The 18362-nt window shown below is 73.5% G+C and carries 18 protein-coding genes; 11 read left to right on the plus strand and 7 right to left on the minus strand.

Annotation, left to right across the window (positions count from 1 at the left end; translation table 11 throughout):
- Positions 1–7: 7 nt before the first annotated feature.
- Complete coding sequence (locus OG711_RS00975; protein WP_073792539.1) at positions 8–982, minus strand: SDR family NAD(P)-dependent oxidoreductase; 975 nt, start codon at positions 980–982, stop codon at positions 8–10.
- Between the two features lie 665 nt (positions 983–1647).
- Between OG711_RS00975 and OG711_RS00980 the strand changes: the two genes are divergently transcribed.
- On the plus strand, positions 1648–3003 hold the full coding sequence (locus tag OG711_RS00980) for a bifunctional o-acetylhomoserine/o-acetylserine sulfhydrylase (protein WP_099281926.1): 1356 nt from the start codon (positions 1648–1650) through the stop codon (positions 3001–3003).
- A gap of 29 nt (positions 3004–3032) precedes the next feature.
- A complete protein-coding gene (gene metX / locus OG711_RS00985) occupies positions 3033–4172 on the plus strand; it encodes a homoserine O-acetyltransferase MetX (protein WP_329558055.1) in 1140 nt (379 codons plus the stop codon).
- A gap of 172 nt (positions 4173–4344) precedes the next feature.
- On the opposite strand, the gene OG711_RS00990 is transcribed toward metX, so the two are convergent.
- Positions 4345–5565 (minus strand): saccharopine dehydrogenase C-terminal domain-containing protein, encoded by a 1221-nt coding sequence (locus OG711_RS00990; RefSeq protein ID WP_329558056.1) that lies wholly within the window; start codon positions 5563–5565, stop codon positions 4345–4347.
- A 178-nt stretch (positions 5566–5743) separates the two neighbouring features.
- On the opposite strand from OG711_RS00990, the gene OG711_RS00995 reads away from it, so the two are divergent.
- The 3 genes from OG711_RS00995 (at position 5744) to OG711_RS01005 (ending at position 7853) form a co-directional block, all read left to right on the plus strand.
- A complete protein-coding gene (locus OG711_RS00995; protein ID WP_073792535.1) occupies positions 5744–6463 on the plus strand; it encodes a TetR/AcrR family transcriptional regulator in 720 nt (239 codons plus the stop codon).
- A gap of 144 nt (positions 6464–6607) precedes the next feature.
- Positions 6608–6841 carry a hypothetical protein gene (locus OG711_RS01000; RefSeq protein ID WP_073792534.1) on the plus strand — a complete coding sequence of 78 codons (234 nt, stop codon included), beginning with the start codon at positions 6608–6610 and terminating at the stop codon, positions 6839–6841.
- 292 nt (positions 6842–7133) lie between these two features.
- A complete protein-coding gene (locus tag OG711_RS01005) occupies positions 7134–7853 on the plus strand; it encodes a hypothetical protein (RefSeq protein WP_329558057.1) in 720 nt (239 codons plus the stop codon).
- A gap of 121 nt (positions 7854–7974) precedes the next feature.
- On the opposite strand, the gene OG711_RS01010 is transcribed toward OG711_RS01005, so the two are convergent.
- The 3 genes from OG711_RS01010 to OG711_RS01020 all read right to left on the minus strand — a co-directional run bounded on the left by OG711_RS01010 (position 7975) and on the right by OG711_RS01020 (position 10398).
- A complete protein-coding gene (locus tag OG711_RS01010; RefSeq protein WP_073792532.1) occupies positions 7975–8430 on the minus strand; it encodes a cyclic nucleotide-binding domain-containing protein in 456 nt (151 codons plus the stop codon).
- A gap of 326 nt (positions 8431–8756) precedes the next feature.
- Complete coding sequence (locus OG711_RS01015; RefSeq protein WP_329558058.1) at positions 8757–9569, minus strand: tyrosine-protein phosphatase; 813 nt, start codon at positions 9567–9569, stop codon at positions 8757–8759.
- A gap of 394 nt (positions 9570–9963) precedes the next feature.
- Positions 9964–10398, minus strand: coding sequence for a hypothetical protein (locus OG711_RS01020; RefSeq protein ID WP_329558059.1), 435 nt, complete (start codon positions 10396–10398; stop codon positions 9964–9966).
- Between the two features lie 310 nt (positions 10399–10708).
- On the opposite strand from OG711_RS01020, the gene OG711_RS01025 reads away from it, so the two are divergent.
- The 3 genes from OG711_RS01025 to OG711_RS01035 all read left to right on the plus strand — a co-directional run bounded on the left by OG711_RS01025 (position 10709) and on the right by OG711_RS01035 (position 13220).
- A complete protein-coding gene (locus OG711_RS01025) occupies positions 10709–11401 on the plus strand; it encodes a hypothetical protein (RefSeq protein ID WP_329558060.1) in 693 nt (230 codons plus the stop codon).
- A 103-nt stretch (positions 11402–11504) separates the two neighbouring features.
- Positions 11505–12200, plus strand: a complete 696-nt coding sequence (locus OG711_RS01030; RefSeq protein WP_329558061.1) for a DUF305 domain-containing protein — start codon at positions 11505–11507, stop codon at positions 12198–12200.
- Between the two features lie 129 nt (positions 12201–12329).
- Positions 12330–13220, plus strand: coding sequence for a F510_1955 family glycosylhydrolase (locus OG711_RS01035; protein WP_329558062.1), 891 nt, complete (start codon positions 12330–12332; stop codon positions 13218–13220).
- 55 nt (positions 13221–13275) lie between these two features.
- On the opposite strand, the gene OG711_RS01040 is transcribed toward OG711_RS01035, so the two are convergent.
- Positions 13276–13608, minus strand: coding sequence for a glyoxalase superfamily protein (locus tag OG711_RS01040; RefSeq protein WP_266510075.1), 333 nt, complete (start codon positions 13606–13608; stop codon positions 13276–13278).
- Between the two features lie 371 nt (positions 13609–13979).
- On the opposite strand from OG711_RS01040, the gene ppk2 reads away from it, so the two are divergent.
- A complete protein-coding gene (gene ppk2 / locus OG711_RS01045; RefSeq protein ID WP_245876913.1) occupies positions 13980–14807 on the plus strand; it encodes a polyphosphate kinase 2 in 828 nt (275 codons plus the stop codon).
- Here ppk2 and OG711_RS01050 read toward each other — a convergent pair.
- Positions 14710–15771 carry a helix-turn-helix transcriptional regulator gene (locus tag OG711_RS01050; protein ID WP_329558063.1) on the minus strand — a complete coding sequence of 354 codons (1062 nt, stop codon included), beginning with the start codon at positions 15769–15771 and terminating at the stop codon, positions 14710–14712. The genes ppk2 and OG711_RS01050 overlap by 98 nt on opposite strands.
- A gap of 151 nt (positions 15772–15922) precedes the next feature.
- Here OG711_RS01050 and OG711_RS01055 point away from each other — a divergent pair, with 151 nt between their 5' ends.
- Together OG711_RS01055 and lysA are read left to right on the plus strand one after the other, a co-directional pair.
- Positions 15923–16747 carry an NAD(P)H-binding protein gene (locus tag OG711_RS01055; protein ID WP_329558064.1) on the plus strand — a complete coding sequence of 275 codons (825 nt, stop codon included), beginning with the start codon at positions 15923–15925 and terminating at the stop codon, positions 16745–16747.
- A 228-nt stretch (positions 16748–16975) separates the two neighbouring features.
- The gene (gene lysA / locus OG711_RS01060; protein ID WP_329558065.1) at positions 16976–18355 is read left to right on the plus strand and encodes a diaminopimelate decarboxylase; all 1380 of its coding nucleotides are present in this window, start codon (positions 16976–16978) and stop codon (positions 18353–18355) included.
- Positions 18356–18362 lie beyond the last annotated feature (7 nt).

Raw genomic sequence — 18362 nt, forward strand, 5'->3', positions numbered from 1 at the left:
AGGTCCGCTACCGGACGGCCGACTGGGTCAGAGGCCCTTCGGCCGCCGCCGGGGGCGGCACGATCCGGGTTTCCACGGAGGCGAGTTCCGCGGCGGTGAGCTCCTCGCAGTAGGTCGCGAAGTGCGAGGTGAAGCCGCCGTCGACGGAGATGGTCGTACCGGTGATGTACCCGGCCTCGTCGGAGGCCAGGAAGGCGACCAGGTAGGCGATGTCCTCGGGGGTTCCGACCCGGGGGGTGAGGGTGTGCCGGGTCAGGCCGAGCTGCTGCTCGGGGGTGAGGTTGTCGCTGAGGGCCGGGGTGAGCACCACCCCGGGGGCGACACCGACCGCGCGGATGCCCTGTTTCCCGTACTGGGTGGCGATGCTGCGGGTCAGTCCGAGGATCGCCGCCTTGGAGGTGCCGTACATGGGCCTGACCAGTTCGGCCTGGATCCCGGCGGCGGAGCTGGTGTTGACGATGACACCGCCGCCGCGCGCCAGCATGTGCGGGATCGCGTGCTTGGCGGACAGGGTGTAGCCGAGGACGTTGACGCGCAGCACCCTGGCGAAGAGCTCGCCGTCGATCTCGGTGATGCTCCGGTCACGGGCGAGCACGTCCGGCGAGAGCAGGGCGGCGTTGTTGTGCAGGATGTCCAGTCCGCCGTAGGCGGTGACGGCGGTGGCGGTCATCCGCTGGATCTGTTCCTCGTCGCTGACGTCGGCGGCGACGGACACGGCCTCAAGGCCGCGGGCGGCGAGGTCGGCGGCGACCTCCTTGGCCGCCTCCGCGTTGATGTCGGCGACGACGACGGCGGCCCCGCGCTCCGCGAGGACGATGGCGGTGGCCCGGCCGATACCGGAGCCGCCGCCGGTCACCAGGGCGACCTTGTTCCTCAGGTTCCTCAGATCGTTCTGAGGCAGCTGATGCGGCGACGGGGACGGATTCGACGGACCGGGGTGGCTCGACGGGTTCAGCGTGTGCGGCAGTTCGGGATTCGACATGAGACTTCCTGGTCCGGCGCCGGTGGGGACGCTTGGTGAAGGTAGTGCACCTGGACCGATTTTCTTGTTCGAGACCGGACTTGTTCGACGCAATCGCGAGGATGGCTGGCATTGACCGCCGTTCGGGTGATGCCCGGTTTGCGGTGCCGAATCCCGGTCGGCGCAGCAACCCCTTGCCCTCCGGCCCGCGCGGCGGGCCGTGGCGGCCGGAAATCGGGGCGGCCGGAGCGTCGGGGGGCGGAGTCGGGCGTCACCCGTCCGTGTCTCTGTCACATGGCGTGTGGTTGCCACCCTTTCGTGTCCGTGCCGCCCGAACGGGCACTCCCGGGTGGTCCGCCCGCCGTCGCGGGACCCGGTCGCCGCTCCAGGTGGGCGGGCGGGTGGCGCGTCCGGCCCCGCCCCTGGCGGCCGGGCGGCGGCGCCCGGCCCGGCGTCCCGGTCGCACACGGCCGTGAGTCCCTTTTGTTGCGCGGGTGTTGCAGCCTCATGGCCGGCACGGTGATGTGCTTTCCGGGGCGAAACCGACCTATTACGTTGCGTGGTGCCGGGCGCTCACGGGTATGTGTCCCCGCGTCCTCGTGGCCCGGCGCGGAGCCAACCGGTCCCGGGTGTTCCCGTGGCCCCTCCGGTCCGCCCGTTCGGCACCCTCGCGCAAAGGAACACACATGAGCCAGCCCATCGACGCCGTGGCCGCCGGCCACACCCCCGACGACGAGCCCGTACCCGCCTCGGGCTGGTCGTTCGAGACCCGGCAGATCCACGCGGGGGCGGAGCCCGACCCGACGACGGGGGCCCGGGCCGTCCCGATCTACCAGACGACCTCGTTCGTCTTCCGGGACACCCAGCACGCGGCGAACCTGTTCTCGCTCGCCGAGCCCGGGAACATCTACACCCGTATCCACAACCCGACGCAGGATGTCTTCGAGCAGCGGGTCGCCGCGCTGGAGGGCGGTGTCGCGGCGGTGGCGCTGGCCTCGGGCCAGGCGGCGGAGACGCTGGCGATCCTGACGCTGGCGCGCGCGGGCGACCACATCGTGTCCAGTACGTCCTTGTACGGCGGCACGTACAACCTGTTCCGTCACACGCTGCCGAAGTTCGGCATCGAGGTGTCGTTCGTGGACGACCCCGACGACCTGGACGCGTGGCGGGCGGCGGTCCGGCCGAACACGAAGGCGCTGTTCGCCGAGACGCTGGGCAATCCGCGGGGCAATGTGCTGGACGTACGCGGGGTCGCCGACGCCGCGCACGCGGCGGGGGTCCCCCTCATCGTCGACAACACCGTGCCGACGCCGTATCTGCTGCGTCCCATCGAGCACGGCGCGGACATCGTGGTGCACTCGGCGACGAAGTTCCTCGGCGGGCACGGCACGACCATCGCGGGTGTCGTGGTGGACGGCGGCACCTTCGACTTCGGCGCCCACCCGGAGCGCTTCCCGGACTTCTCCGAGCCCGACCCGAGCTATCACGGGCTGCGGTACTGGCCGGACCTCGGGCCCAGCGCCTTCGCGGTGAAGCTGCGGGTGCAGCTGCTGCGGGACATCGGCCCCGCGATCGCCCCGCACTCGGCGTTCCTGCTGCTCCAGGGCGTGGAGACGCTGAGCCTGCGGATCGAGCGGCATTCCTCGAACGCGCTGGCCCTCGCCCAGTGGCTCGAAGCGCGCGACGAGGTCGCCGCGGTGCACTACCCGGGTCTGGAGTCCAACCGCTGGTACGAGGCGGGCCGGCGGTATCTGCCGCGGGGTTCGGGCGCCGTGCTGGCGTTCGAGCTGCGCGACGGGGTGGAGGCGGGCAAGCGCTTCGTGGACGCCGTGTCGCTGTTCAGCCATCTCGCGAACATCGGTGATGTGCGGTCGCTGATCATCCATCCCGCGTCGACCACCCACAGCCAGCTCGGACCCGACGAGCTGGCCGCGACGGGTACCTCCCCGGGCCTGGTGCGGCTGTCGGTGGGCATCGAGCACATCGACGACCTCAAGGCGGATCTGGAGGCCGGGTTCCGCGCGGCGAAGGAAGCCTCCTGAAGCCTGGGACGCCCCGCTCCACGGCAGCCGTGCCCACCGCTCCCCCGCCGCCGGCCTCCGGTGCCTGGCGTGAGGGGGACCCGGCGGGCCACCGCCGCTGGGTGTCCCTGCCCGCGCCTCTGCCACTGGAGGCGGGCGGCGAACTGCCCGGGATACGCCTCGCGTACGAGACCTGGGGCCGCCCGGCCCCCGACGGCTCCAACGCCGTACTGGTGCTGCACGCGCTGACCGGCGACAGCCATGTCAGCGGCGCGGCCGGACCCGGTCATCCGACAGCCGGATGGTGGGACGCGCTGATCGGGCCCGGCCGCGCCCTGGACACCGACCGGTGGTTCGTCGTGGCGCCGAACGTGCTGGGCGGCTGCCAGGGCAGTACCGGCCCGTCGTCGCTCCGCGGCGACGGCACCCGCTGGGGCGGCGGCTTCCCGTTCCTGACCCAGCGGGACCAGGTGGCGGCGGAGGCGGCGCTCGCGGACGCGCTGGGCATCGGCCGCTGGGCGCTGGTCCTCGGCGGTTCGATGGGCGGGATGCGGGCGCTGGAGTGGGCGGTGACGCATCCGGGACGGGTCGGGGCGCTGCTGCTGCTGGCGTGCCCGGCGGCGTCGGGCGCCGAGCAGATCGCCTGGTCCCATGTGCAGCTCCACGCGATCCGTTCGGACGCCCACTGGCGCGGCGGCGACTACCACGAGGCCCCGGACGGCGAGGGTCCGCACCGGGGCCTCGGGCTGGCCCGCCGGCTGGCCCATGTGACGTACCGCTCCGGGGCGGAGCTCCAGGAGCGGTTCGGACGCGCCCCGCAGGGCGCCGAGCAGCCGTGGCGGGGCGGGCGCTACCAGGTGGAGTCGTATCTCGACCACCACGCGGCGAAGCTGGTGCGGCGTTTCGACGCGGGCAGCTACGTCACGCTGACGGAGGCGATGAACAGTCATGACGTGGGCCGGGGCCGCGGGGGCACGGCGCACGCGCTGCGCCGGGTGACCGCGCCCGCCCTGGTCGCCGCCGTGGACTCGGACCGGCTCTACCCGCCCGCGCAGCAGCGGGAGCTGGCGGCCGGTATGCCGCACGCGGACGGTCTGCGGATCGTGGAGTCCCCGTACGGTCACGACGGGTTCCTCATCGAGACGGGGCAAGTGGGCGCGCTGGTAAGGGAGCTGGTGGGCGCCCGGTAGCGCGAACGTATGTCGGTCCGTGCTCGTGGGCGGGCCGGGCGCCACGCCCGGTGGTGTCCGGTGCCGGGGCGCGGCCCGGCACCGGGTGGGGCATGGGCACCGGGCGGGGCGCGCCCGGTGCCCATGCCCGTGACCGTGGCCCCGGGCCCGGCGGCCGGCCCGCGCGAGGCTGTCACTGCTCGCGCAGCCCCCACGGGGAGCCGTACTCGGTGAGCAGATCGAGGAACGGGCGCGGGGGCAGTGCCTCGGGGCCGAGGACACCGGCCCCGGACCAGGCACCGGAGGCGAGGAGTTCCAGCGCCACGACCGGGTTCACCGCGGTCTGCCAGACCACCGCCTGGGAGCCGTACTCCCGCATCGACCATTCGTTGTCGACCACGTGGTACAGGTACACCTCCCGGGGCCGGCCGTCCTTGGTGCCCTTGACCCAGGTGCCCGCGCAGGTCTTGCCGCGCATCCGGTCGCCGAGGGTCGCGGGGTCGGGGAGGCAGGCGGCGACGACATCGCGCGGTGACACCCGCGCGGTGGTCCCGTCACCGGCCGCGACCCGGACCGGCTCGGTGCGGTCGAGGCCCAGCAGATGGAGGGTGCGCAGGGTGTCGATGAACTCCGCGCCGAGGCCGTACTTGAAGGTGACCCGGCGGGCGTCCACCCAGCGGGGCATCAGCAGCACCTCCTCGTGCTCGACGTTCACGCACTCCACCGGGCCTATGCCCTCGGGGAAGTCGAAGACCTCGGGTTCGCTGAAGGGGGCCGTGGTGAACCAGCCGCGCTCCTTCTCGTAGACGACGGGCGGGTTCAGACACTCCTCGATGGTGGTCCAGATGTTGAACGAGGGCGCGAAGTCGTAGCCGTCCACGGTGAGGTCGGCTCCGTCGCGGACGCCGATCTCCTCGATGCTGTCGAAGAGTTCGTCGGCGGCGTACCGGGCGAAGACGTCCGAGAGGCCCGGTTCGACGCCCATCCCGACCAGGGCGGTCCGTCCGGCGGCCGTCCATTCACCGGCCCGCGCGAACTGGGCGTCGCCGAGCTTGACCCCGCACTCCTCGTAGGGGCGTTCGGGGTGCGGTCGGGACAGCGACATCGCCATGTCCAGGTAGTCGCTCCCGGCGGCGAGGGCCGCGTCGAACAGCGGCATCACGAAGCGGGGGTCGGTGGCGTTCACCAGGACGTCGCAGCGCTCCCGGCGGAGCAGTTCCGTGACGGCGTCCGCGTCGTTCGCGTCGACCTGGGCGGCGGCGAAGCGCGGATCGGGGGCGACGGCCGCGACGGCGGCCTCGGCCCGGGCGGGGTCGTGGTCGGCGACGACCATCCGGTCGAAGAAGGGGCGGCGGGCGGCGATCCGGGCGAGGGCGCTGCCGACGCCTCCGGCTCCGACGAGCAGTACACGCATGGCGGGACTCCGTTGCTGGGCGGGGTGGGCGCACGGCGGACGTCCGGACGTCTCCGGGGCACCGTGCCGCTGCCGTACGGGCGGGGCGGGACGGTCCGATCCAACGAGACCGCCCCTGTTCACGTCAATGGTGTTGGCATAAGCTCGGGGCCCGGGCCGGACGGCGGAGGGCGGGACGATGGCGAAGCCGGTGGTGGCCGAGAACGAGCGGCGACGGCGGCGGCCGACGAAGAGCGGCGAGGTGCTGTCCGAGCGGCTGATCGTCGACACGGCGCTGCGGATGCTGCGCGAGCACGGCAACGCGGGACTGACCGTCCGGCGTCTCGGCACGGCGCTGGGCGCGGACCCCAGCACGCTGTACCGGTACTTCCGGGGCATCGACGACCTCACTCTGGCCATCGGTGACGTCCTGATCGGACGCGCGTTGGAGGGCTGGCGGGCGCGGGGCGACTGGCGCGCCGATCTCCGGGACCTGGGCGTCCGGGTGCACGGCGCCTATCTCGCCCATCCGCAGGCCGCCGTCCTCACCGCCAGCCGGGTGACCGGCCGCGCGCATGAGATCGCGGCCGACGAGACCGTCCTCGGGGTACTGCGTAACGCCGGGTTCCCCGACGCGGACGCGGTCCGGATCTATCACGCGTTCATCGACCAGAGCCTTGCCTTCGCCGCCCTGGACGCGGCCTCCCTGGCGCTCCCCGAAGCGGCGCGCCGCGCCGACGAGCGGGTGTGGCGGGCCACGTACGCCCGGCTGCCCGCCGACACCCATCCGCACATCGCGGCGACGGCCCCGCTGCTGGTGGCCCGGATGAACGACAGTGCCTATCCGGCCGCCCTGGACATGCTGCTGGACAGCGCGGCATGGCAACTGCGTTCGCTGCGGGGCACGTCGGGGTCCTGAGCCGTCCGACCGAACCGCCACCGAAGGGCCGGTCGACACCTCCCGCACTCACCCTGCGTCACGTTGTGTATCTGGACATGCACACAGAGAAAGACCGTGCGACGCTGAAGGCGTTCACCCCCCACCCCTTCAGGAGTTTGCACCATGGGTATCAAGGACCAGTTCCAGGACAAGGCCGACGAGCTCAAGCAGCGGGCGCAGAAGGCCCGCGAGAGCGGCCACGACGAGGCCCGCGAGCGTGGACAGCAGGCCCCGGAGCGTGGCCGGCCGAACCCGGAGCACGCACGGCAGGACCGGGAACCCGGCCGCCCCGGCCAGGAGCGCGACCCGCGCCGCCAGCGACCGCTCGACGAGCCGGACGAGCAGTCGCAGCGCTGACGAGCGCCCGTACGTACGCAGAGTGGCGCGCCCCGTCCGCGGGCGCGCCATTCGCCGTGCGGGACCCCGGTCGCGACCCCGCGCGGCCCTCCCGGATCGACCCGGTCGCAGGGTGGGGCGTCCGGCTGCCGGACGGCCGTACAGGGGACGGGGTTCGCCGTATCGCGGCGTCGCTCCGGGCCGGGCAAGTACGGGTGCGGCGCGCGGCGTTCACCGCCGGGAACCCGGCGCCGGAAGGCGTCCCGGGGAGGCGTCCCGGGGAGGCGTCCGGGGGCGGTCGTACACTCCGGCCATGGACACCATGACGGCGATCCGCCGCAAGCTCGGACTGCTTCGTGCCGCCGACCCGGGCCTGCGGCTGTTCGGCGCCGGTCGGCATCGCCACAGGTCCCGCCCCGTCGCCGGGGCGGACACCGTCGAGCGGGTGGAGCGGCTGGCCGGGGTCCGACTGCCCGAGGATCACCGGGAGTTCGTGACCTCGGTCGCGGACGGGGCACCGGGCCCGTACCACGGGGTGATGTCCCTGGACGAGGCACTCGGCGAACTCACCCGGTCCTGCGGGACCGGGGTGCTCGGCGCGGACAGTCCGCTCACCGGGGACGTGGACCTCCAGGAACGGCTCGGAGGCGGTGACGACGACCGGGCGACGCACCTCGCGCGCCTCGGCGCGGACCCGGAGTACGCGGCCGGACTCTCCCGGCTCCGGACGGAGTACCTGGGCACGCCGTGGACCCGGGGACGGCTGCCCCTGGCCGAACATGGCTGCGGGGAGTTGCTGTTCCTGGTGCTGCGCGGGCCGCGCCGGGGGACGGTGTGGGTGGATTCGGTGCTGGGCGGGACCGGGCTGTACTGCCTGGAGACGGACTTCCTCACCTGGTACTCGCGCTGGCTGGACGATGGCCTGGCCCGGGCGGAGCAGGGCATGTACGACACGGTGGACGCGCGGTACCCGTTCCTCCGGTACGGCGACAACCCCCGCTACCGGATGGTGGTCCGCCCGGGGATCTCCTGATCACGCTCCGGCGGAGGCCCGGGAGCACTCCGGCATGCGGAAGCGCTGCCAGGGCCCGCCCGCCTGAGCCGACCCGAAGCGCCCTTCTCGCGACGCGGGGGCACGGGTCACCGTCACAGGGTCACAGGGTGGCTCCCCCGTGCTTGGCGTAGTTCTCGATCAGCCTGGTCCGCGAGCCCTCCAGCCGGTGGGCCAGGATCTCGGCGATCGTCCGCAGCAGGATGAGCCCGAGCGCGGTGTCCTGCTCGCACAGGGACCGGACCTTCGGCGCGTCGAACTCGTAGGCGCGTACCGGGCTGAACGCCTCGGCCCCGAAGTCCCACTCGTGCGGCGGGAACAGCCATGACCAGCCGAGCAGATCGCCGGGGTGCAGGGTCTCGACGGTGACGGGACGCCGTTCCGGCACCCGCAGGTCGAGACTGACCGTGCCGGAGCGGATCACCCAGAGCCGGTCGGCCGGGCCGCCCTCCTCGAAGATCCGGGCGTCCTGGGGGAAGGAGACCTCCTGTGCGAGTTCCATGAGCATCCGGCGATGCTCGGCGGACAGTGCCGTCAGCAGTCTTGTCGCGGTAGTCATGCCGGACCTCCTCGCGAGCGGGCGCCACAGCGGCGGCCGCACAAGGGACCTCCCCGCCCGGGAGGTCGCCGTGTGCGGGGTACGCGTACCGCTCTCCTACCCCGGTTCGCCCCATTCGTCACCCACATGGGTGACCCGGCCCGCACACGCCCGCCCGGCGGCCACGCACACGCCGTCCCGGTGGCCCGCGCGCCCCCTCCCGGCGGGGCCCCGGCCCGGCTACCGCCCCATGACCGAGGTCCGGATCCGTCAGGGCCTCGCGGTACCCCTCGTCGACGGCCCGGCCGTTCCGTCACGGCGGGCCGCCCATCTGCGGCGATCGGGGCTCAGCGCTCCACCAGGGTGTCCCGCAGCCGGGTCAGTTCCGCGTCGGTGAAGCCGTTCCGTACGAGCCAGCCCGCGCCTCCTCCGTAGTCGGCCGACAACCGGGCCAGGAAGTCGTGCATGGAGCGTGCCGTGGAGGCCATGTACGCGTGGCCGAGCGGCGGGATGTGCCGGTACGAGGAGATCGTGAGCAGCCGGTCCCTGACCCTGGCCACACGTTCGGCGGTGAGCGCGTAGTCCGTGGCGATGGCCTCGGCGGGCACCCCGACCGCGTCGAGGAGCACCGCCGCGCAGACCCCTGTCCGGTCCTTGCCGACCGCGCAGTGGAAGACGAGGGAGTGCCGGCCGGGGTCGGCGACGAGCCGGGCGGCGGCGGTGAGGGTGTCGCCGCTGGCGCGCAGCAGACCGAGATAGAAGTCGTGCATCTCGTTCTCGGGCTCGTCGGGGACGACACCGGAGAGGTCCGGGTCCGGGAGCCGGACGGGAAGGTTGGCGCGGTGCACGGCCGTCGCGGTGAGCAGACCATGGCCCTCACGCTCGGCCTCGCCCGGTCCGCGCAGGTCCACCACGGTGCGCAGCTTCAGGCCGTCCACCAGGAGTGCCACGTCCTCGGCGGTCACACCCTGGAGGGTGGCGGCGCGGAAGAGGACGCCCCGCCGGGTGGTGCCACCGCCGTCGACGGGCAGTCCTCCGAGGTCACGGACGTTGTCGGCGCCCGCGAGTTCGATCCAGCGGGACTGCTCCGGAGGCGGTGGTACGACTGTGATGTGGGCCGGTGTTCCGGCACCCGCCGGCTCCCGCGTCCCGGCGCCCATGTCCGGCGACCCGGCACCCACGTCCCGCGTTCCGGCACCCACGCCTGGTGACACGTTCCGCACCGCTTCCACCGCAATCGCCCCCTGTGTCGTACCCGCCTGTCGTGGCGGCACCCGCCGTACGGGAGGTACCGCTTCCGGGGCGGCGGGCCGGTGGTGCGTCACCGCGTGTCCGGCCGCCGCCCGACCGGCAGGATCGCCGGTCCGGCGGGCGGGTGTCCAGTGCTGCGGAGAAGTGGCCGAGGCGGCGCGAGCCGCGATCGGCCGGGGCCGGGCGGGAGCGCGGCTCCGGCGGGGCGGCCGGGCACTTGCCTGTGCGGGCGCGGATGGCAGCCGGGGCCCTCCCCCGTACCGTCCTCCGCGCCCGCACGCCTCCGCCGGGAGGCGGCAGCCTTCACCCCCGCGGTCCCGCGTTCCGCACCGCGCGCAGCGCCAGGTGCTGGAGCAGGGCGAATCCGCCGACCGTCACGGCCTGCATCGGCACCCATACCGCGCCGACGGTGGTCGGCGTCAGCCAGAACACCAGCGCGACGAGGCTGACCACGGCCCAGACGGCGTTCGCCTCGACCACCAGCCGGACCGGCAGGGTCCCTGGGGAACGCTGTGCGCCGAGGGCCGCGACACCGAGCCCGTAGAGGGTGAGGAAGACACCCAGGGCGACGAGGAGTCCCGCGTCGACGCCGAGCAGTCTGCTCAGCGGGCCCGAGGCGGCGAGATAGGCGACACCGTTGACGCCCGTGACGACGGCGTCGAGGGCGAGGAAGCGCCGCAGCATGGTGACCGGCTCGGTGGTGCGGGCAAGAGCGGCGAGCGGGAACGTGGCGGACATGGCGGGGTCACCCTCCGTGGGTCGGGAACGCGTCGGTGGTCACCGGTCCCCGAGGCGGAGTGCGCCGCCCCGGGGCCGGTGCGACCACCATGCCCCGGCCACGGAAGCGGGTCGATTACGCCGGAGGTAATGGAGGCGATGCCCGGCATGACCCCGCCCGCGCCGGACCTCGCGGGCCCGGCTCGCCGGGCGGCGCACGGAAGGTGACCTTGTTCGGCGCCGGATGCCCCCCTTGGGTATGGTCGGGGGCGAAACCCCACGGGCCGCGCCCGGACCGGGGTCGCTCGGACACGGACAAGGGACGGGACACGTGCGGATCGGCCGGACACTGCGGACAGCTGGTGCCTGGGGGCATCTGCTGCTCGTGGCCGTGCTCGCGCTCGGTGTCTTCATGATGCACACCGTGGGTCACCAGGAGAGCCCGTCCGGCACCGCCCTGGACTCCACCGCGCACGGGGCGCCCCCCGGCGCCGATCCGCCGTCCACCGCCGGTCATGGCTCCCCGGGCGCGGCGACGCTCACGGGCGCGGCACCGATGGCGGCGGACCCGGCCACCGCGTGGCGGACCGTCGCGTGGCAGGCGGCGCCGGATGCGGCCACTTCGGATCCGGCCACCTCAGGTCACGCCGCTTCGGGTCAGGCCGCTCCTGGTCCAGCCGCGTCAGCTCAGGCCGGTCCTGGCCAGGCCGCTCTTGGTCCGGCCGCTCTTGGTCCGGCGGCCGGATCAGCGTCCTCGTACGCCGACCGCGCCGCCGCGGCCGTCCCAGCCGTGTCCGGGGAGCACGACGAGGCGCCCTCGCACGACACCGGCATGGCGATGGACATGGCCTCGCTGTGTGTGGCCGTGCTGGCCGCCTGGCTGCTCGCGGCGCTGCTGCGGGCCGCGCTGTCCCGGCGTACCGAGTGGCTGGTGCGGCTGCGCGCGGGCGCGCTGCGCCGTTCGCTGCCGCAGCCGCCGCCAAGCGGACCCGATCTCATACGACTGTCGATCCTGCGGATCTAGGCCGACGCCACCGCGGGCCCCTCGTGCCGTTCCCGGCCGAGCCGTGCCCGCCCTCGCGTCATGAGCTCCTTCTCGCAGAACCGAACAGTCAAGAGGTTTCGACATGACCGCCTTCACGCGTGTCCCGCGCCGTCCGGTCCGCCGTCTCGCCCTGGTCTCCGCGGTCGCCGCGGCGTCGCTCCTGCTCGCCGCGTGCGGCGGCGACGACAACGACATGGACGGCATGGACCACGGCAGCGACCGGTCCGCCGCGCCGAGCGCGACCGGCTCCGGTGAGGCGTCCGGCGACAACCCGGCGCCCGGTGCCTTCAACGACGCGGACGTGATGTTCGCGCAGATGATGATCCCCCACCATGAGCAGGCCCTGGAGATGTCCGCGCTCGCGGACGGCCGTGCGAAGGACGCCGCGATCACGTCCCTGTCCAAGGAGATCTCCGGGGCCCAGGACCCCGAGATCGAGAAGATGCGGTCCTGGCTGAAGGCGTGGGGCAAGCCCGAGTCCGCCGACGGCACGGACCACGGCGGCCACTCGGGCGGGTCCGAGGGGTCCGGCGCATCCGGCGGGATGTCCGGGATGATGACCGCCGAGGACATGGCGGCGCTGAAGGACGCCAAGGGGACCGCGTTCGACAAGAAGTTCGCGCGGCTGATGATCGACCACCACAACGGTGCCATCGAGATGGCGCGTGACGAGCAGAAGAACGGGCGCAACGCCACGGCCAAGGCGCTCGCCGACGATGTGGTGAAGGCGCAGCGGACCGAGGTCGATCAGCTCCAGGAGATCCTCGACCGGCTCTGAGCACCGGTTCCGGGGGCCCGGGGCGGCGAGTGCCGTCCCGGGCCCCCGGCCCGCTCCCCCGCTCCCGGCCGTCCGCGGCCGTTCCCGCCACGCGCGCCCTCGCGGCGCCCGACACCCGATCAGGACCCGATGATGAAGCACCGCACCGCCCTGTCCGTCTCCGTCTCCGTCTCCGTCACCGTGCTCGCGCTGGCCCTCGGCGCCTGTTCGTCCGGCGGTGACGGTGACGGGGGCGGCGACAAGGACCAGGCCCATGGCACCACGATCAGCCATATCCACGGTGTGGCCGTCGATCCGGCCGACGGCACGCTCTATGTGGCCACGCACGACGGCATCTACACCCCCGACGACAAGGGCGCGCCCGAGCTGGTCGGGGAGCGCAAGGACGACTTCATGGGCTTCACGCTCGGGAAGTCCGGCGCCTTCCTGGCCAGCGGTCATCCCGCGCCGGGCCGTGACGCGCCGAGCAACCTGGGCCTGATCGAGAGCACCGACAAGGGCCGTACCTGGAAGGACAGGTCGCTCGGCGGGGAGGTCGACTTCCATTCGCTGGAGTACGCGCACGGCACGATCTACGGCTACGACAGCACCAACGGTCTGCTGCGGGTCAGCGCGGACGGCGAGCGCTGGGACAGCCGTGCCGAACTGAGCGCGGTGGACCTCGCGGTCAGCCCGGCCGACCCGGACACCGTGCTCGCGACGACCGAGGGCGGGATCGTGCGCAGCACGGACGGCGGGAGGAGCTTCGCCGCCGCCGCGCAGCCGGTGCTCGCCCATCTGTCCTGGCCGAGGAAGGACGCGTTGTACGGGGTGGACCCGGCGGGGGCGCTCAGTGTCAGCGCGGACGGGGGGCGTACCTGGACCGGGCGGGGCACCGTCCCCGGGGGCGGGCCGCAGGCGCTCACGGCGCTCGACGGGGAGCGGCTGGTGATCGCGTCCCAGGACGGCGTCTACCGCTCCGACGACGGTGGCCGGACCTTCGACAAGCAGCTGTCGGTCAGCTCCGCCGGGGGCCACTGACCGGCGCGGTCCACCGCGTCCGGGCGGGCGCGGTGGACCCGTACGGCCATGGGTGTCACTCCAGGGGTGTGCCGACCCTCAGCCGGTTGCCGTCGGGGTCCCGCAGCTCGATCTCCCGGGCCCACGGCACCTCCTCGGCTGTGACACCGAACTCGGCCGCGACCGCGTCCACATCGCGGACCCGCAGATACACCAGGGTGCCGGGGGTGGCATCGCCCCGGTGCTCCGACAGGAAGAGCCGCACCGGGCCCCGGGCCACCTCCACGAAGGCGGGGAGGTCCGGCTCGAAGCGGTGCTCCCACTGCTGGACGAAGCCCAGGCGGGCGTACCACGTCACCGCCGTGGCGGCGTTCTCGACGCGCAGGACGGGAATGGCCTCCTCGACCATGCCCTCGGGGGTGCTCGGCTGGGACGTGTCGTCCGGTGTGGGGTTGACCATGGGATCACTGTGACAGGTGGGTGTGACAATCCCGCCGCGCGCCGCCGGGCCGCGCGCCCACAGCCGCGGCACGCCGTCCGGCGCCCGGAGCGGTGTGCGGAGCGGTGTGCGGAAGCGTTGTTCCGGAGCGGTGTGCCGGGGCCGTGCGCCGGAGCGGTGTGCCCGGACGGGGCCGGTGTCCGCGCGCGGGTGCCTGTGTGTCGGGCCGCCGCCCACGTCCTCCCAGACCGCGGTCGGTTACGGTGCTTCAGGGCCGGGCCCGCGCCGGAGAGGTCCGGGCGGCGGAGCGGCGGTGGACACGGTGGGAGAGGTGGCTGACGTTGGCGGGCAGGAAGAACGCGAAGCCGGGTGGCGTGACGAAGGTGCCGCGCGGGCCGTACGAGCGGGAGTTGTACCGGCTCCAGACCGAGTTGGTGAAGCTCCAGGAGTGGGTGCGGGCCGAGGGCGTCCGGCTGGTCGTGGTCTTCGAGGGGCGGGACGCGGCGGGCAAGGGCGGCACGATCAAACGGGTGACGGAGTACCTCAACCCGCGTGTCGCGCGGATCGTCGCCCTGCCCAAGCCCACCGAACGGGAGCGCGGCCAGTGGTACTTCCAGCGGTACGCGGCGCAGTTGCCGGCCGCCGGGGAGATCCGGCTGTTCGACCGCAGCTGGTACAACCGCGCGGGTGTCGAGCACGTCATGGGCTTCTGCACCAAGGCGGAGCACCAGCGGTTCCTGCACCAGTGCCCGATCTTCGAGCGGATGCTGGTGGAGGACGGCGTCCTGCTGCGCAAGTACTGGTTCTCGGTGAGTGACGCGGAGCAGGAACGCCGTTTCCACAAGCGGCTGGAGGACCCGCTGCGCCGCTGGAAGCTGTCGCCCATGGACCTGGAGTCCATCACCCGCTGGGAGGCGTACTCACGGGCGAAGGACGAGATGCTGGTCCACACGGACATCCCCGAGGCGCCCTGGCATATCGTGGAGAGCGACGACAAGCGGCGCGCCCGGCTCAACATGATGGCCCATCTGCTGTCCACGGTGCCCTACCGGGAGGTCCCCCCGCCGGACGTCACGATCCCGCCGCGCCCGGCCGCGTCCGGCTACGAGCGTCCGCCGCGGGACCTCCAGTCGTACGTCCCGGATCACGCGGCGACCCTGCTGGACTGACCGGCCCGTCCGGCCACGCGGCACGTCCGAGGCGTTGGGTCAGGGCGCGGATGTGGGTGATCAGCTCGGGCGGTTCGTGGATGTCGAAGTCGAACCCGAAGGCCGCGGTCCAGACGGCGAGCTGGTCGAGGCTGTCGGAGCCGACGCGCAGGACGCAGCTGTGCTCGTCCACGGGCTCGATGACCCCGAGGGTGGGCGGCACCTCGTCCGCGACGGCCTCGGCGGAGCCGTGCATGGTCAGTACCGCCTGGTAGCGGTGCGGCTGGGTGGTGATGCCGAGGGCCAGATAGTGGGACAGGTCCTCGGCGGGCAGGGACCGCGGGGTGAAGCGGGGGCCCGCCGGGGTGCGCAGGGTGAGCCGGTCGGTGCGGAAGGTCCGCCAGTCGGCCCGGCCGGTGTCCCAGCCGAAGAGGTACCAGCGGCGGCCGGTGTGCAGCAGCCGGTAGGGCTCCACGTCCCGGACGGAGTCGGAGCCCTCGTGGGAGACGTAGTCGAAGCGCAGCCGTGTGTGGTCCCGTACCGCGGTGGCCAGGGTGACGAGGATGGACGGATCGACGGTGGGACCCGGTGAGGGCAGGGTGACCAGGGCGGCGCTGAGCGAACCCACCTGGTGGCGGAGCCGGGAAGGCAGCACCTGGTCGAGTTTGGCCAGCGCCCGGACGGAGGTCTCGGCGATCCCGGTGACCGCGCCGCCCGCGGCGGTCCGCAGCCCCACGGCCACGGCGACGGCCTCCTCGTCGTCCAGCAGCAGCGGGGGCAGTGCCTTGCCCGCGGCGAGCTGGTAGCCGCCGCCCACCCCGCCGATCGCGTGGATCGGGTAGCCCAGGGACCGCAGCTTGTCGACGTCGCGGCGGACGGTCCGGGCGCTGACCCCGAGCCGTTCGGCGAGTCGTGCCCCGGGCCAGTCGCGGTGGCTCTGCATCAGCCCGAGCAGTCGCAGCAGTCGGGCGGACGTCTCCAGCATGGTGGTCTCCGGGCGGCGGTGGACGGACGGAACGCGCGGGTGCGGCGGCCCCGGGCATTCCAGCAGCGATCGCGGACAGAAGTCGGCCGCGATCGTTCCTAGTGTGACGGACACGCCGATCACCCGGCGTGTCCACCACGGAGGGAATCCCATGACCGTTCTCGTGACCGGCGCCACCGGCAAGGTCGGCCGTCCGCTCGTCGACGAGCTGCTCGCCGCCGGGCACCGGGTCCGCGCCCTGACCCGCTCGCCCCGGGCGGCGGATCTGCCGGACGGCGTCGAGGTGGTGGCCGGGAACCTCACGGACCCGGCTGGGCTCGCCGGGGTCTTCGACGGGGTGACGGCCGCGCATCTGATCACCTTCGACGGCGCCGGGTTCGCACCGCTGACGAGCGGTCCGGAGATCGTCGCGCTGGCCCGGGAGGCCGGGGTCCGACGGGTGACGGTGCTGAAGGGCGATGTGGCCCGCAGTCCGCTGGAGGAGGCGGTCGACGCCGGTGGGCTGGAGTGGACGTTCCTCGCCCCGGTGGAGTTCATGTCCAACACGCTGGAGTGGGCGGACCCGGTGCGTACGGAGGGTGTGGTCCGGGAGGGCTTCCCCGAGGCGCGCAGCGCGATGATCCACGACGCCGACATCGCCGCGGTGGCCGCGGTCGCGCTGACCACCGACGGTCACGCGGGTCAGGAGTACTGGCTGACCGGCCCGCAGGCGTTCACAGCCCCGGAGAAGGTCGCGACGATCACGGAGGTGCTGGGCCGCGAGGTCCGGTACGAGGAGCTGTCCGAGGACGAGATCGTGGCGCGGTGGCGTGACTCGGGGTACACGGCCGAGGACATCGGCTTCTTCCTGGCCATGCGGACCGACCCGCCGGCCGCGGGGTACACGGTGCTGCCGACCGTGGAGAAGGTCACGGGGCGGCCCGCGCGGACGTTCGCCCAGTGGGTACGGGAGAACGCGGGCGCGTTCGGCGGCTGAGCGGGGTGGGGGGCGTGCCTTCGCGGGGGGCGTGCCTTCCTTCGCGGGCGACGTGGAAGCAGCGCCCGGCGCCCACCGCCCGCCCCCTGGTATCCGACTCCCCCGGCCCGAGGGCCGTCCCGGTGACCGAGCATCGAAGAACGTGGTGCTCAGCACCGGAACAATCCGCTTTTGTCACTCCGCCCGCAGGCCCCAGGATGGCCACGAGCCAGCCAGCGGGAGGAACCCATGACGTCAGCGATCGACCCGGAACTGCTGCCCCTGACCTCGGCGTACGGCCCCCGGGGGCTGACCGTCGGCGACGTGGCGCTGACCGAACTGGCCGCACGGTTCGGGACACCGCTGTTCGTCTACGACGAGGAGCATCTGCGCCGCCGCTGCCGGGAGGCCGTGGCCGCGTTCGGCCGGGACGGCGTCGCCTACGCCTCCAAGGCGTTCCTGTGCACGGCGATGGCCCGGCTCGCCCATGAGGAAGGGCTGCTGCTCGACGTCGCGTCCGGCGGGGAGCTGCGGGTGGCGCTGCGCGCCGGGGTACCGGCCGACCGGATCGTGCTGCACGGCAACAACAAGGACGAGGCGGAGCTGCGGACCGCGCTGACCGCCGGGGTCCGGCACCTCGTCGTCGACAGCTTCGACGAAATGGACCGGATCGAGCGGCTGCATCGGGCCGAGGGACTGCCCCCGGCCCCCGTGCAGCTGCGGGTGGCGCCCGGGGTCGCGGCCGGGGCGCACGAGGCGATCCGGACCGGCGGCCTGGACTCGAAGTTCGGCTTCGGTCTCGCCGACGGCTCGGCCCTGGCCGCCGTACGGCGCGCGTCGGCGTCCCCGGCCGTGCGCTTCGAGGGAATCCACGCCCATGTCGGCTCACAGGTGCTCGACACCACGGAACTCGCGGCGGGCGCGGCGGCCGTCGCCCGGTTCGCCGCCGGGACGGACGCGGCCCGGCTCACCGTCGGCGGGGGCCTCGGGGTCGCGTACGAGAGCGGACAGCGGGCGCCGTCGTTCGCGCGGTGGGCCGCGGCGGTACGGGACGCGGTACGCGGCGCGGGCTGGTCCGGCGCGGTGACCGTGGAACCGGGCCGGTCGGTCACGGCCCGCGCGGGCATGACCCTGTACCGGGTCGGCACCATCAAGCACATCGCGGGTGTCCGCACCTACGTCAGCGTCGACGGCGGGATGAGCGACAACCCGCGTCCGGCGCTCTACGCCAGCCGCTACGAGGCGTTCCTGCCGCGCTGCCCCGGAGCGGCGCGGCCCCTGCGGGCCCGGCTCGTGGGCAAGCACTGCGAGAGCGGGGACGTCGTCATCGACGACGCCGCCCTGCCCGCCGATCTGCGGGTGGGTGATCTGCTGGCGACCCCGGTGACCGGCGCGTACGGGTACGCGATGGCGTCCAACTACAACAAGCTCCCGCGCCCGGCCGTGGTCTTCGTCCGGGACGGGCACGCACGGCTCGTGGTGCGCCGTGAGACGGAGGAGGACCTGCTGCGCCTCGATGTCCCGGGACCGGCGGCGGTGCCCGGGGCGGCATACCTCGCGTCGGCGGGGGCGACTGCGCACGGGCTGCCCGTGGAACCGGTCGCGATGCCCGGCGCGGGCAGCGCTTAGCATGACG

The organism is Streptomyces uncialis, from assembly GCF_036250755.1.
Taxonomy (GTDB): Bacteria; Actinomycetota; Actinomycetes; order Streptomycetales; family Streptomycetaceae; genus Streptomyces; species Streptomyces uncialis.

Coding starts and splice junctions, on each gene's coding strand:
- OG711_RS01050 (WP_329558063.1), bottom strand. CDS start 15,771: ATGCTGGAGACGTCCGCCCGACTGCTGCGACTGCTCGGGCTGATGCAG.
- lysA (WP_329558065.1), top strand. CDS start 16,976: ATGACGTCAGCGATCGACCCGGAACTGCTGCCCCTGACCTCGGCGTAC.
- OG711_RS01010 (WP_073792532.1), bottom strand. CDS start 8,430: ATGACTACCGCGACAAGACTGCTGACGGCACTGTCCGCCGAGCATCGC.
- OG711_RS01030 (WP_329558061.1), top strand. CDS start 11,505: ATGACCGCCTTCACGCGTGTCCCGCGCCGTCCGGTCCGCCGTCTCGCC.
- OG711_RS01055 (WP_329558064.1), top strand. CDS start 15,923: ATGACCGTTCTCGTGACCGGCGCCACCGGCAAGGTCGGCCGTCCGCTC.
- OG711_RS01020 (WP_329558059.1), bottom strand. CDS start 10,398: ATGTCCGCCACGTTCCCGCTCGCCGCTCTTGCCCGCACCACCGAGCCG.
- OG711_RS00990 (WP_329558056.1), bottom strand. CDS start 5,565: ATGCGTGTACTGCTCGTCGGAGCCGGAGGCGTCGGCAGCGCCCTCGCC.
- OG711_RS01005 (WP_329558057.1), top strand. CDS start 7,134: ATGGACACCATGACGGCGATCCGCCGCAAGCTCGGACTGCTTCGTGCC.
- OG711_RS01040 (WP_266510075.1), bottom strand. CDS start 13,608: ATGGTCGAGGAGGCCATTCCCGTCCTGCGCGTCGAGAACGCCGCCACG.
- OG711_RS01035 (WP_329558062.1), top strand. CDS start 12,330: ATGATGAAGCACCGCACCGCCCTGTCCGTCTCCGTCTCCGTCTCCGTC.
- OG711_RS01015 (WP_329558058.1), bottom strand. CDS start 9,569: ATGGGCGCCGGGACGCGGGAGCCGGCGGGTGCCGGAACACCGGCCCAC.
- OG711_RS00995 (WP_073792535.1), top strand. CDS start 5,744: ATGGCGAAGCCGGTGGTGGCCGAGAACGAGCGGCGACGGCGGCGGCCG.
- OG711_RS00975 (WP_073792539.1), bottom strand. CDS start 982: ATGTCGAATCCCGAACTGCCGCACACGCTGAACCCGTCGAGCCACCCC.
- OG711_RS01000 (WP_073792534.1), top strand. CDS start 6,608: ATGGGTATCAAGGACCAGTTCCAGGACAAGGCCGACGAGCTCAAGCAG.
- OG711_RS00980 (WP_099281926.1), top strand. CDS start 1,648: ATGAGCCAGCCCATCGACGCCGTGGCCGCCGGCCACACCCCCGACGAC.